We start from the raw sequence: 12,700 nt of genomic DNA on the forward strand, positions 1-12,700 counted from the left end.
TCTATTCTATCATATCTTGAAAAGGATTGGGGAAAAAAGAGATTTGCCTAGTTCAGCCTCAGTTTCACATACTTCCTTTTTCCTGCCTGTAGAACTAATCCGTCTGTAATTTTCACGAGCAGCTTTGCATCGCTGACTTTTTCTCCGTTTAAACGGATGCCGCCTCCTGCAATCATTTTTCTTGCTTCTGTTTTGGATGAAAGCAGGCCAAGGCCGGCAATCAGGTCGGTAATGAGCATTTCACCCTCACCCCTCCATTCGGTTTCCGGGATCTCATCCGGCATGGCTCCTTTTTGGAAAATGGTTTGGAAATGCTGTTCGGCTTTCTCGGCTTCAGCTGCACCATGGTACATGCGGACAATTGTTCTTCCCAAGAGCATTTTGGCGTCACGCGGATGAAGAGTTCCGTTTTCCAGTTCTTCCGCGATTTGCTGTTTTTCGGTCACCGGCAAATCCGTTGCGAGATTGAAGTATTTTACAATCAGCTTATCCGGTATGGACATCGTTTTGCCGTACATATTATTCGGATCCTCATCGACACCGATGTAATTGTTTTTCGATTTGGACATTTTCTCTTTGCCATCCAGGCCCTCAAGGAGCGGCATCAGGATGACGACCTGCTTTTCCTTTTGAAAATGTTCCTGCAGATGGCGTCCCATCAGGACATTGAAATGCTGGTCATTTCCGCCAAGCTCGATATCACTTTCGAGAACAACCGAGTCGTGGCCCTGCATCAGCGGGTAGAAAAACTCATGAAGCGAGATCGGCTTACCTGTGGCCAGGCGCTCTGAAAAGTCATTTCGTTCGAGCAGGCGGGCAACCGTTATGCTTGCAGACAGGCGGATAACGTCTTCAAGCTGGAGGTCAGAAAGCCATGCTGAGTTGTAGTGAAGATCGACTTTATCCATGTCCAGCACTTTGCTGAATTGCTCGAAGTAGGTTTTGGCATTATGCTTCACTTCTTCATCTGTGAGCTGATTTCGGGCTGCCGATTTCCCTGTCGGGTCGCCAATTTTTCCTGTAAAATCGCCAATGATCAGCTGAATGACGTGGCCGTTGTCCTGAAACTGCTTTAATTTATTCAGAACGACCGTGTGGCCGATATGGACATCCGGAGCAGAAGGATCAAGACCCAGCTTAATTTTTAAAGGCTGATTTTGAAAAATGGATTTGGCTATTTTATTCTTCAATTCGGCTTTTGGCAGAATCTCCTGGACACCATTGCAGTACATCTCAAGCTGCCTCTCTGTTTCAAGCTTTTGCTGGGCTGTTAATTTTCCAAAAAAATTGTCCATGATTTCCATCCTTTCTGTTTTTGGAATACAAAAAACCACGCCCCTAAAGAAAGGGACGTGGTTAACGCGGTACCACCCTTATTGAAGATTGCTCTTCCACTCAGCGGATTAACGGTCCGAGCCGTCCCCTGCTACTTCTGTTCACAGAGAAAGTTCAAGAAGGTAATTCACTGTTATCTATGTGCTGATTTTCACCGGGCATCAGCTCTCTAAAACAGGGAGAAAACAGCTACTGATTTCTGTCATTACATTAAAATTTGAAATTTTTATTATTCTAGCGGAATGCTTTGGAATGTTCAAGTGTTTTTTTAAATAAATCTTAAAGTAATAAAACCAGGAACATACGATGCCCCTGGTTCATGATTATTTCGTTAAGATAATGGGTCCTTCTTTTGTGACAACAACGGTATGTTCACATTGGGCGACATGGCTTTTATTAGGTGTGACAAACGTCCAGCCGTCGCTCATTTCTCTTACTTCTTCATCTCCGCTTGAGATAAACGGTTCGAAGGCTACAACCATTCCTTCTCTTAGCAGCTGCTTATCCCATGGATCAAAATAGTTCAGGATATGGTCCGGCTTCTCATGAAGGGAACGGCCTACACCGTGGCCGGTCAGATTCATGATTACGTTGAATCCATTGTTTTTTGCGACTTTATGAACCGTTTTACCAACGAGGCTCAGCTTGCCGCCCGGCTTTAATTTTTTCAGGCCTTCGTCAAAAGCTTCCTGTGCCGCATCACATAACTTTTGCAGCTTCTCGTCTTCACCAACGACAAATGATAGGCCTGTGTCTGCGAAATAGCCATCCTTTGATCCGGAAACATCAATGTTTACAAGATCGCCTTCTTTTATTATGCGGCTTCCGGGAATGCCATGAGCCACTTCCTCGTTCACGCTTATGCAAGTAAAGCCTGGAAAGTCGTATTCTCCTTTAGGGCCTGAAATCGCTCCGTGCTTTTCAAACAGCTCTCCGGCTAAATCATCAAGCTCTTTGGTTGTCACGCCTGGCTTGGTTTTTTCAATCATCGCATCGCGAATCTCCGCGACAATTTTACCGATTTCCTTCAGTTTTGCTAATTCTTCTTGGTTTTTTACAATCATACATAATCCTGCCTTTTCTTTTGTTGTATTTCTCTATTATAATCTAAATGCAGCGCGCTTAATAAGATTTCGGCTTTTCTCTTGATAAAAACCTAATAATTAGCAGGAGAGTGATAAAGCCAGTTAAGGAAAACAGCAAGATTTCAAACATATAGCCTTCACTTTCATTTTCTTTAACAGGGCTTGGTATTCTTGCTTCTTCTTTTATTATTTTTCCGTAATAGTCCTCATGCCCTGATACAATTCTGTCATCCTGCACTTGAACCATTCCATTGGGGCCAGCAACGGGAACAAGAAAGCGTGCTTCCTTTGTTTTTTCCAAAAATAACAGAAACTTTCCGCCATCCTGCTGAAATTCCTCAGCCCATCCATCATCGAATATTTCAATGCCTGCCGTGATGTTTTCTGCTGCTTCTCCTTTATAAACCTTTTCAACATGAAACTGGCTTCCATAAAAATTACTCTTGCCTGATTTTGGTTTACTTTTAAAATTATATGTTCCCAGCACAATGACTTGTGAGCGGGATTCGACCTCTTCCGGATTTAGTTCCGCCCATTTTGTTGCCATTATTGGCGAACCGCCTGACAGCGTAAGCAACATCAGTATTATAAACACCTTTTTCATTGGTTTCTTCCTTGAATTTCTTCGATCCCTGGCCATAATAATTTCCAGTTCTTTTTTTCAATTCGCTCCAGGTAAACTCCAAATAACTTGCTGTCTTCAGCAAACATAGGTGTTGGCTTTATTTTAAGGGCAAGCAAGTCCTCGATCCCCCATGGAGCAGTTAATATAATATTGTTTTTGTCATCAAGCTTTAATCCAAGGGCAGTCGCCGTTTCAGGAAATTTTGAGATCGCATCCACTGATGATATATATGGGGAAAGGTCATTAATGAGATGCATTCTTGCCTCAATTTTCACTGACCATGGCACTTTGGGCAGAAGGTATTTAAGCTTAGACTCCAGTTCTTTTTCCGTTTCTTCGCTAAGGTCACACTTGTTATAATAAACGACATCCACATCCGGCAAGTGAGTTCTTTTACTGAATCCATGAAGAGTATCCCAGACTTTTGCCCTCACAAAGCCGGCACAGACCCACCAGTCAGGGAGGTCTAGAGACTTTGCAGCTGTTAGGATGGCCATCATCCATTTGTCCTGCTTTACCATCTTCACTATATCTTCTTCAGTCTTAATCAGCATGTTCCCTCTCCATCTCCCGAATTGAATGCAGTACGCGCCTGTAATAGTAATCCTCATGCGGAACAAAGTCCTCTTTGCGCACTGTAATGGCAGAGGTGATTCTTTCGTCTCTTTCAACCTGAAACCCTTCTGCCTTAATATGTTCTCTTGCTTCAAACCAAAGCTCATAGAAGTCCTCCAGAGCAATCCGGTAGATTCCTGTTACCTCTTCCAGCTGCGGGTTGAACTCCTCCAGTGCATGGACGCTGTCATAAAGAAATACATGCGCCAGTTCTTTGTCGATAAAATTTTCTTTCTCTGCAATATATTCAATGACACCCAGCGGCACCAAGTCCGCAAAATCAACATGAATCCCCAGTTCTTCCTCCACTTCCCTCATGCCGTCCAAGACAGATTCATGACTCATAAGGTGGCCTGCAGCGGTTATGTCCAGAAGTCCGGGGTAATCCTTTTTGTCAATGCTGCGGTATTGAAAATAAATATATTCCTGTTCATGCTCCCTGCTAACAAACCAGCAATGGAAAGTTTCATGCCAGTGGCCTTTTTGATGGACCTCTTCACGAGAAGCTACACCGATTTGTTTTCGGTTATCATCAAAAATATTGAGAATTTCTGTGTCCAATTAATTGGCCTCCTCTTTTTAGATAAACTATATTGAAGGGATACCCGGCTTCCAGTTTCCCCTGTTACTGCTTTCCTGATTGATTATGATAATTACGCTGCACCATTCCCGAAGATTTGATCATTCCGAACTTTTCATAAAACGGCTGTAATTCAGGGTCGTACATAATATCGATCATGTAAATGCCGTCCAGCTCTTCAAGCATTCGGGTGACCAGCTTTTGGCCGATTCCCTGCTGCTGGTATTCAGGCAGTACTTCAAGCAGGGGAATGTAGGCAGATAGCACTCCATCGCTGATTGCTGTGATGAATCCGGCCACTGCATGTTTATCGCGGTCAACAGCAAGCACAATCTTCGTGCTGTTTTTTAAAAGCTTCAGATGTTTTTCAGGGCTCGGCGGATTTGGCCCCCCGTCAAAAAATCCGTCCAGCATATCTGGTGATATTCCTTCTATATCCACTTTATATTCGATCATTTTGTCAGCTCCATTATTATCGGAAAGAAGCAGTCAAAAAGCCTGCTAACAAGATATTTTCGACAATTATTTATAAAAAGCCTGCGATTTTTTTGAAAAATTCAAACAGGCCATTTTTCATTTACACTTTAATCTATTAGAATGATGATAATAGACTTGGTTAAAGGGGCATAAGGGATGCTTGAACTGCTGATTACAATGCTGGAGCGGCTTGGAATCATTGTCACGATTGCGCTGGTTCTGACAAGGTTCCGCTTTTTCAGAGAGATGATTTATGGTGAAAGATTAAAACGGCAGCAAGAGTATAAAGCCATTCTTTTTTTTGGTTTCTTTGGCATCATTGGAACTTATTCCGGGCTAGCATTTAATACAGACACACTCCAGTTTAACCGCTGGGCATCCGAGCTTGCTTCTGATGAAGCCATTGCCAATTCCAGGGTGATCGGGGTCGTGCTCGCCGGATTGCTTGGCGGCCCTAAAGTAGGAATTGGCGCAGGAATTATAGCAGGATTCCACCGGTTTACGCTTGGAGGCTTTACCGGGATTGCCTGCGGGCTGGCGTCCATAGTGGCAGGGCTGCTTGCCGGCTTTTTCCGCCGAAAGAACGAACATGTGAAGCTATCATCGGCCTTCTTCATTGGTGCTGCGGCTGAGGCTGTGCAAATGCTGATTATCCTTGGAATATCACGGCCCATGGAAAAGGCAGTGGCACTTGTCGAAATGATTGGAATTCCTATGATAATAGCAAATGGGCTTGGCAGTGCCTTATTCCTGCTGATAATAAAAAATGTCATAAACGAAGAAGAAAAAGCAGGTGCTTTTCACGCACAGAAAACGCTGCGGATTGCAGACCAGACCCTTGCTCACCTTCGGGAAGGCATCAATCATAAGTCCGCTCTGGCAGTCTGCCTGATTTTACATAAGGAACTTCAGATGAAAGCAGTTGCAATCACCAATCACACTGAAATTCTTGCCCATGTCGGCTTTGGAAATGACCACCACCGTTCCGGAAGCCCGATTCAGACCCGGATCACACGGGATGTCATTCAACACGGAGAAATTGCGGCTGCCAATGACCAGTCCATTCACTGCCGGCAGGAAAACTGCCCTCTTGGTGCAGCCATTGTCGCTCCTTTAAAGCTTCGCGGCGAAACGATCGGAACATTGAAGTTTTACTTCACTTCTGAAAAAGAAATGACAAACCTCGTGATGGAGCTGATTTCAGGACTCAGTGTACTGCTCAGCAATCAGCTTGAGATCGCTGAAGCTGACAAAGCCTTCCAGCTGGCAAAGGAAGCTGAAATTAAAGCGCTGCAGGCGCAAATATCACCGCACTTTTTATTTAATTCATTAAATACGATCATTTCCCTTGTGCGGATTGAGCCTGCCCAGGCACGGAAATTGCTTGTATCACTCTCCCATTTTTTGCGGCAGAACCTGACGGCCACAACTGTCAGCTGTACAACCCTTGAACAGGAGCTTAGACATGTAAAGGCCTATCTATCAATTGAGGAAACCCGGTTTGTGGATCGGCTCCAAGTTATATATGACATTGAAGAAGATGCCCTTTTGGAGAGAATCCCGCCGCTCACTCTGCAGCCGATTGTGGAGAATGCAGTAAAACATGGGATTCAGAACAAGGAACAAGACTGTATCATTATGATTAAAATTCAGAAACAGGACGGAATGACTATAGTAAAAGTGAAGGACAATGGACAGGGCATGAGCAAGGAGAGAGCTGAACAGATTGGGAAGGAAACCCTGCAGTCAAAAACGGGATCAGGACTTGCATTGTACAATGTAAACCGCCGGCTGACCATGATGTTTGGCGAGGAAGCTTCGCTGCAAATTGCAAGCACGCCAGGCATAGGCACTGACATTCAATTCGCCATTCCGAAAACGGAGGAAGAAAGCTGATGGAAAAAACGATCCGAGCCTTAATCGCTGATGATGAACGCTACAGCAGAGATGAATTAAAGCATTTACTGGAGGAATTTCCTGCAATTCAGGTTATCGGCGAGGCTGAATCAGGCGAAACAGCGGTGATGAAAGCCATCCAGCTTCAGCCGGATGTTGTTTTCCTTGATGTCGAGATGCCTAAAATGAACGGAATGGAAGCGGCCAAGTCCCTGCACGAGCTGAAAAAAGTACCGCTTATCATCTTTGCAACGGCCTACCCGCAGTTTGCTGCTGAAGCCTTCCGCTATGAAGCAACCGATTACTTACTGAAGCCCTACGACGAGGAACAGCTCGAGCAGACCATCAGGCGTGTGGAAAAATTGATTGGCGCCAAAAAAGAAAATGACATCGGCAAGCCGGCCGGCAAACTGGCTGTTGAAGAAGATGGGGAAATTTTATACCTGGAGCCAAAAGAGATCCTCTATATCGGCCGGGATGAAAAAGTATCCCGGATTATCACCAGGACCGGAGAGCATGAAACCAAAACCCCCCTGAAGGATTTGGAGAGCAGGCTTTTACCCTTCTCTTTTTTCAGGATTCACAAGAGTTACCTGGTGAATCTGGATTATGTAACTCGATTGACCCCCTGGTTTAACGGTGCCTATCAGCTTGAGATGGAAGGCCGGGAAGAACTCTTGTCTGTGAGCAGGAACTATGTGAAAGCACTGCGGGTGCGATTGGAATTGTGAAAAAGCATCGGGACGGTGCTTTTTTGTTTTTTTGCTGCTTGGGGATGCGAGTGCACTTTGAATTAGGTTTGTACTGATCTCGAGGTTAATTGCGCTTGATCTAAAATATGCACCCTACCCTTTTTCCAATCATAATATAATGAATTTTCAAACACACTTACGTTTTTCCATGCATCTTAATCCCCCTTCATTGCCTTTTAATCTTCATTTTTTACATGTTGAACACAAATTGTTCAAATTTTCTCCTTCTTTTATATAATTAATGTAAACGCATTCATAAAGGGGGATTAATATGATTACTTTTTTAGTCTGTATTGCACTTTTAATTGTAGGTTATTTTACGTACGGCAAGTTTGTTGAAAAAGTTTTCGGTGTGAAGGAGGCACGTACAACACCTGCCTATACACATGCTGACGGTGTGGATTACATCGCCATGAGTACGCCAAAAAACTCGTTAATCCAGCTGTTGAACATTGCTGGCACCGGCCCGATTTTCGGTCCGATCATGGGAGCTCTTTACGGGCCTGCAGCTTTTATCTGGATCGTGGTCGGCTGTATTTTTGCCGGTGCTGTTCATGACTATTTAACAGGAATGATTTCTATCCGCAACCGCGGCGCACATTTGCCCGAGCTTGCGAGCAAGTTCCTCGGGAAAGTCATGAAGCATGTTGTGAACGCTTTCGCTGTACTGCTTCTGTTATTGGTTGGTACGGTGTTTGTTACGACTCCGGCTGATCTGCTTTATGTGGTGATGGATCAGAAGGTATCTGTAACCCTCATCATTGCTGCAATTTTCATTTATTACATTTTGGCGACTTTACTGCCTGTTGATAAAATTATTGGCCGCTTATACCCATACTTTGGAGCATTGCTTTTAATCAGTGCACTTGGTGTTGGTATCGGTTTAGTTGCGACCGGCGCTAATATTCCCGAAATTTCACTGCAGAATTTCCACCCGGCTAATGCACCTATTTTTCCATTGCTGTTTTTCACGATTACTTGCGGTGCTCTTTCCGGCTTCCATGCAACACAGACACCGATTATCTCCCGTACAACTCAGAATGAGAACCAGGGACGCAAAATTTTCTATGGCATGATGATTGCAGAAGGAATTATCGCGATGATCTGGGCGGCTGCTGCAATGAGCTTGTTTGATGGCTATAACGGATTAAGTGATTTCCTTGCAAACGGAGGTCCTGGAGCAGTCGTCAGTGAAGCTTCCACTATGATGCTTGGTGCGATCGGCGGAACACTTGCTGTCCTTGGAGTTGTTGTCCTTCCAATCACTTCAGGAGATACGGCTTTCCGAAGTGCACGGATGATTATTGCTGATTATATTAATTTTGCTCAGAAGAAATTCTCAAGCCGTTTGTGGATCGCCATTCCTTTGTTCGCGGTTTCACTGGCACTAACGCAAATCGACTTTAACATTTTATGGAGATACTTCAGCTGGGCTAACCAATCAACAGCAGTTATCGCACTGTTTGTCGGTGCCATGTACTTGTATATCGCAAAGAAAAATTACTGGATTTCGCTTATTCCTGGCACATTCATGCTGCTGATGGTCTTAACGTATATCTTAAACGCACCAATCGGTTTCGGATTATCCTGGAGTACTGCCTGGATTGGCGGTGCAATCGGCACAGTTGCTCTTGTAGCCCTGTTCTTCTCCGCGGCTAAAAAAGCTCGGGCGAATAATCTGCCGCTTGAAGAGGATATTTCCGGCTGGAAAAGATCTGCTTAATGGGCTGCTGCAATCCCAAATACCGGGAAACGGTAAATGAGGAAGAGAAGAGAATAAACGCGAAAGGCGAGGATTCACTCTCTCATTCTGCCAAATTAATTTTAGCAGCAGTTATGTTATCAGGAACAGGCATCTTCTTCTATTTAACTTAACAATCTGGCAAAGGTGCACGTACATGCGTGCACTTTTCCATTTAATCAAAGGGAGGCACTATTGTATGAGAATATTGGTTGTTGGAGCCGGAGCCATTGGGGGCTATTTTGGCGGAAGACTTTTGGAAAAAGGTGAGGATGTTACGTTTTTGGTAAGGGAGACAAGAAAGCAGCAGCTTGAGAAATATGGGCTGCTGGTGGAAAGTGTTTATGGGGAAATGGTGTTTTCGGGACCAAAAACGATTCAGGCTGGAGAAAAGGCAGAATCATTCGACGTCATCCTGCTCTCTACCAAAGCTTATCATCTTGAGGGAGCCATCAGGGATATCCGTCCATACACAGACAATAAAACTTTGATTCTTCCTCTCTTAAATGGAATTGCTCATATGGATCAGCTGACAGCTGCTTTTGGAGAAGAGAACGTTCTGGGCGGCCTATGCTTTATTGAAACCACTCTTGGTGAAAATGGGAAAGTGGTTCAGACCAGCCCTGTCCATGACTTGGTTTTCGGGGAGCGTTCCGGTGAGAAAACGGATCGGATTCTGCAGCTTCAAGAAGTTTTTTCAGGTACAAAAGCAAACTTCCGCCTCTCTGAAAATATTGAACAGGAGATGTGGCATAAGTACCTGTTTATCTCCACACTTTCCGGCGTAACCTCCCTGTTCCGCTCACCTATAGGTCCGATCCGCGAGCAGGCTTTCGGATTAAATTCGATTAAAGAGGTACTAAAAGAGGCATCTGCCATAATGAAAGCGCTGGGTGCTCCGCTAGCTGAAGGGATTAAAGAAACTCAGGTTAAAAAAATACATGAAATGGGCTATGAAATGAAATCTTCCCTGCAGCGGGATATGGAAAAGCAGCAGGCTATTGAAGCGGATCATTTCTTCGGATACTTGCTGAAAAAGGCTGAACTGCTGAATTTAGATGCTCCTGTTCTTGGAGCGATTTATGCAAACTTGCAAGTATATGAGAAAAATAGTCTTTAAACAAAAATCCGAGCAGGGTAGCCTGCTCGGATTTTTAGTCTATTATTTTGTACTGCTGTTCGAATTATAGAAGAATTTCGCTGTGATAGATCCATCCGCATTTTCTTTAATGTCTGTTACATGAATTCCGGAGTCAGCCGGTGTTGAGCTGTTGCCCTTCCAGAAATAGTAAGAGCCAGTATGAACATTTCCGGAGACAGGTGTGATTTGGCTGCCTGATTTGAAGAAATCGCCTGCATCCCCGCGGTTTAGATTTTTCTCCAGGTCATACTTGCCATCAGCCTGCAGAACAGATAAGCCGTAGTGTGTTACGACTGTTCCGTCACTAGCTGTTTCCGATTGGTTGTACTGGAAGCGTTTGTTCATCCAGTTTTCCACATTGTTTGGACGGAAGCCGGCTGTCTGGTACAGGTTGATGATGTTCTCATCTACATGCCATGCCACTAAGCCTTTAGCGTCTTCACCCTGACGGATAAACCCTTTGTTAAAGCCGTCCTGCTGAACGTTTTCAAATAGGAAGTATTCAGTTCCGTTTGAGCCTGGCACTTCCATTTTGACAATGCCGTTGTCAGCATCCGCTTTATTGATTGGAGGCAATGTAATAGTTTTCGTGTCCCCTGGCTTTACTTCAACCGGATTTACCCACCCTAAGAAAATCTTAGAGAACGGGTCAAAGTGTGCCGGAGAGTTTCCGCCATATTCAGGTTTATTCGGATAGCGCAGCCATGATCCGCCTGCCATCATCGAGTAGTTCCCTACCCCCTCAGAGCTATAGACCGTATCATAGAAGTCAGGCAATCCCAGTGCATGTCCAAATTCATGGGCATAAACCCCAGTTTGTGCCGGAAATGGACCTGTTTTTGCTTCATCTTTATACGTATTTGTTGCTGCATCAAATCCCGCCACGTTACCGCCGATTCCTGGCTGGATGTTGTAGTTGTTGACTACTACCCCATCATATGTCATATCTTCAGCAACTGTTTTGTTAATCCATTCACCTTGGGACATGCCAGCATGAACATCTGCAGGTTTGCCAGTTTCATAGTATTTTCCGTAGTACAAAGCACTTAGAAGGCTCCACTTATGAGACCAGAACTGTGCCGGGTCACGGCTGAATTCAGCTCCTGTACCTTCATGAATGACGAAGATATTAGGCACTTCCCCGTCCTCGGCATACATTGAAAAATCAACCTGCTCGTCTGCTGCTTTCAGTAAGTCACGGATGAACTCGCCTGTATGGGCATCACCATTAACGTTTCCAAGCTTATACTCTCCGCCCTCGGCATATGTTCCCTCTTGGTCTAAGTAATAGGAAGCTCCTCTTGGCATCTCAACCCATACAAATTTGGTGTTTTCTTTGCGGACAAGATTTGTCTTTCCATAACTGGATTCTTTGTAAGCATTTTGCATTGTACGGTCTTTTGGCACATCTGGTCCGTCATATTTCTTGAATTGCTCAAGTTCATACGGGTTGTATTCTGTACCAAAGATTAAATCCTCATAATATTTAGCCGGAACTTGTCCAGGCATATCGCCGACCGGCTCATCGCCTTCCGGATACTTTGCCAGAAGAACCAGAACTGGAATATCCCCTGTTGCCTCTTTATACGCAACATGGTTGTCGCCAGGCTGCTGGAACTTTGCACCTGCCTTAGCTGCTTTTTCAGCCGGGTCAACCTTCGATAGGTCAATTCCCAATTCTTTAGCTTTTGCAGCAAGCTCCGGAGACGCACCGACATGATGTGCAAGATTGATTTGATACTTGCTTTCCTGCTTAGCCTGAGGATCTTCCGGCCCTGCTCCTGCAAAAACGGCACTTCCTGCTAAAGCAAGGGTTAAAGCTGAAGTTGATAGAACTTTTAACAATATACTCACTCCCTATAATCTATTTCTGTAATCTAAATATTATAAAATATTCAGTATTTTCTAAATAGGAGGAAAGCATGGTTTCGTATAGAATTTCGTGATACTAAAGACTTATTTTTCAGAAAAGTTACAGGTGAAAAGATTATTTCTCTGAGAAATTTCCTTTAATAGGTTAATGATTTATAATAGAGGGATATGTAAATAAAGGAGACTATAACATGACTCATATAGAAGATAATGCACCAAAAAAGATCAGCCTTAAAGAAGCAATGAAACAGCAGCTTATGAATAAAAAGCAGGGGCAGTCAGGCGGAACGTTCAATAATGCCCCAGTTAAATCGACGAAAGCGCTGAAAAGCCAGCAGACAAAGAAGACCAATAATCAGCGGAAACGGACGGGTGTGTAATGGAAGGTCAGAATCGCGCTGCCATAGCGCCAGGATTAAAGGTGAAGATCGTTCTTAAAAAAGATCAGCGGACAGGTGCGCTGACAGAAGGAATCGTGAAAGACATTTTAACGAAGTCCCCTTCCCATCCGCATGGCATTAAAGTAAGGCTTGAAGATGGTCAGGTTGGCCGGGTAAAACAAATCCTGCGCCCATAAGGAG

Annotated in this window: 13 protein-coding genes and 1 other annotated feature; of the genes, 6 read left to right on the forward strand and 7 right to left on the reverse strand. The window is 44.3% G+C overall.

Annotated features, from left to right (window positions below; translation table 11 throughout):
* Positions 1–47 precede the first annotated feature (47 nt).
* From tyrS to AC3WTL_RS14800, 6 genes are all read right to left on the reverse strand, one after another.
* Complete coding sequence (tyrS, locus tag AC3WTL_RS14775) at positions 48–1,295, reverse strand: tyrosine--tRNA ligase (RefSeq protein ID WP_222498461.1); 1,248 nt, start codon at positions 1,293–1,295, stop codon at positions 48–50.
* 48 nt (positions 1,296–1,343) lie between these two features.
* Positions 1,344–1,550 (reverse strand) — a binding site (T-box leader).
* 108 nt (positions 1,551–1,658) lie between these two features.
* Positions 1,659–2,399, reverse strand: coding sequence for a type I methionyl aminopeptidase (map, locus tag AC3WTL_RS14780; protein ID WP_222498460.1), 741 nt, complete (start codon positions 2,397–2,399; stop codon positions 1,659–1,661).
* A 58-nt stretch (positions 2,400–2,457) separates the two neighbouring features.
* Positions 2,458–2,967, reverse strand: coding sequence for a hypothetical protein (locus AC3WTL_RS14785; protein WP_492369668.1), 510 nt, complete (start codon positions 2,965–2,967; stop codon positions 2,458–2,460).
* A 53-nt stretch (positions 2,968–3,020) separates the two neighbouring features.
* Positions 3,021–3,599 carry a nucleotidyltransferase family protein gene (locus AC3WTL_RS14790; RefSeq protein WP_492369669.1) on the reverse strand — a complete coding sequence of 193 codons (579 nt, stop codon included), beginning with the start codon at positions 3,597–3,599 and terminating at the stop codon, positions 3,021–3,023.
* On the reverse strand, positions 3,589–4,221 hold the full coding sequence (locus AC3WTL_RS14795; RefSeq protein WP_492369670.1) for an NUDIX hydrolase: 633 nt from the start codon (positions 4,219–4,221) through the stop codon (positions 3,589–3,591). Before AC3WTL_RS14795 ends, AC3WTL_RS14790 begins: the two co-directional genes overlap by 11 nt.
* Before the next feature lie 64 nt (positions 4,222–4,285).
* The gene (locus tag AC3WTL_RS14800; RefSeq protein ID WP_492369671.1) at positions 4,286–4,696 is read right to left on the reverse strand and encodes a GNAT family N-acetyltransferase; all 411 of its coding nucleotides are present in this window, start codon (positions 4,694–4,696) and stop codon (positions 4,286–4,288) included.
* Positions 4,697–4,873: 177 nt separating this feature from the next.
* Here AC3WTL_RS14800 and AC3WTL_RS14805 point away from each other — a divergent pair, with 177 nt between their 5' ends.
* The 4 genes from AC3WTL_RS14805 to AC3WTL_RS14820 all read left to right on the forward strand — a co-directional run bounded on the left by AC3WTL_RS14805 (position 4,874) and on the right by AC3WTL_RS14820 (position 10,226).
* Positions 4,874–6,613, forward strand: a complete 1,740-nt coding sequence (locus AC3WTL_RS14805) for a sensor histidine kinase (RefSeq protein WP_197214333.1) — start codon at positions 4,874–4,876, stop codon at positions 6,611–6,613.
* Entirely contained in the window at positions 6,613–7,344 is a 732-nt protein-coding gene (locus AC3WTL_RS14810) for a LytR/AlgR family response regulator transcription factor (protein ID WP_197214332.1), read from the forward strand. Before AC3WTL_RS14805 ends, AC3WTL_RS14810 begins: the two co-directional genes overlap by 1 nt.
* Positions 7,345–7,636: 292 nt before the next feature.
* A complete protein-coding gene (locus tag AC3WTL_RS14815; RefSeq protein WP_048010567.1) occupies positions 7,637–9,088 on the forward strand; it encodes a carbon starvation CstA family protein in 1,452 nt (483 codons plus the stop codon).
* Between the two features lie 217 nt (positions 9,089–9,305).
* Positions 9,306–10,226, forward strand: a complete 921-nt coding sequence (locus tag AC3WTL_RS14820; RefSeq protein WP_492369672.1) for a ketopantoate reductase family protein — start codon at positions 9,306–9,308, stop codon at positions 10,224–10,226.
* 42 nt (positions 10,227–10,268) lie between these two features.
* Here AC3WTL_RS14820 and AC3WTL_RS14825 read toward each other — a convergent pair whose 3' ends face one another.
* A complete protein-coding gene (locus AC3WTL_RS14825; RefSeq protein ID WP_492369673.1) occupies positions 10,269–12,092 on the reverse strand; it encodes a M6 family metalloprotease domain-containing protein in 1,824 nt (607 codons plus the stop codon).
* A 218-nt stretch (positions 12,093–12,310) separates the two neighbouring features.
* On the opposite strand from AC3WTL_RS14825, the gene AC3WTL_RS14830 reads away from it, so the two are divergent.
* Together AC3WTL_RS14830 and AC3WTL_RS14835 are read left to right on the forward strand one after the other, a co-directional pair.
* A complete protein-coding gene (locus AC3WTL_RS14830) occupies positions 12,311–12,499 on the forward strand; it encodes a hypothetical protein (RefSeq protein WP_206763088.1) in 189 nt (62 codons plus the stop codon).
* The gene (locus AC3WTL_RS14835; protein ID WP_048010563.1) at positions 12,499–12,696 is read left to right on the forward strand and encodes a YwbE family protein; all 198 of its coding nucleotides are present in this window, start codon (positions 12,499–12,501) and stop codon (positions 12,694–12,696) included. Before AC3WTL_RS14830 ends, AC3WTL_RS14835 begins: the two co-directional genes overlap by 1 nt.
* The last annotated feature ends 4 nt before the right edge of the window (positions 12,697–12,700 follow it).

The organism is Cytobacillus sp. EB106-05-05-XG126 (genome assembly GCF_058791715.1).

What these genes read in the sequence shown, in the direction of transcription:
- tyrS (WP_222498461.1), bottom strand. Translation starts at nt 1,295, where the DNA reads ATGGACAATTTTTTTGGAAAATTAACAGCCCAGCAAAAGCTTGAAACA.
- map (WP_222498460.1), bottom strand. Translation starts at nt 2,399, where the DNA reads ATGATTGTAAAAAACCAAGAAGAATTAGCAAAACTGAAGGAAATCGGT.
- AC3WTL_RS14785 (WP_492369668.1), bottom strand. Translation starts at nt 2,967, where the DNA reads ATGGCAACAAAATGGGCGGAACTAAATCCGGAAGAGGTCGAATCCCGC.
- AC3WTL_RS14790 (WP_492369669.1), bottom strand. Translation starts at nt 3,599, where the DNA reads ATGCTGATTAAGACTGAAGAAGATATAGTGAAGATGGTAAAGCAGGAC.
- AC3WTL_RS14800 (WP_492369671.1), bottom strand. Translation starts at nt 4,696, where the DNA reads ATGATCGAATATAAAGTGGATATAGAAGGAATATCACCAGATATGCTG.
- AC3WTL_RS14805 (WP_197214333.1), top strand. Translation starts at nt 4,874, where the DNA reads ATGCTTGAACTGCTGATTACAATGCTGGAGCGGCTTGGAATCATTGTC.
- AC3WTL_RS14810 (WP_197214332.1), top strand. Translation starts at nt 6,613, where the DNA reads ATGGAAAAAACGATCCGAGCCTTAATCGCTGATGATGAACGCTACAGC.
- AC3WTL_RS14815 (WP_048010567.1), top strand. Translation starts at nt 7,637, where the DNA reads ATGATTACTTTTTTAGTCTGTATTGCACTTTTAATTGTAGGTTATTTT.
- AC3WTL_RS14820 (WP_492369672.1), top strand. Translation starts at nt 9,306, where the DNA reads ATGAGAATATTGGTTGTTGGAGCCGGAGCCATTGGGGGCTATTTTGGC.
- AC3WTL_RS14830 (WP_206763088.1), top strand. Translation starts at nt 12,311, where the DNA reads ATGACTCATATAGAAGATAATGCACCAAAAAAGATCAGCCTTAAAGAA.
- AC3WTL_RS14835 (WP_048010563.1), top strand. Translation starts at nt 12,499, where the DNA reads ATGGAAGGTCAGAATCGCGCTGCCATAGCGCCAGGATTAAAGGTGAAG.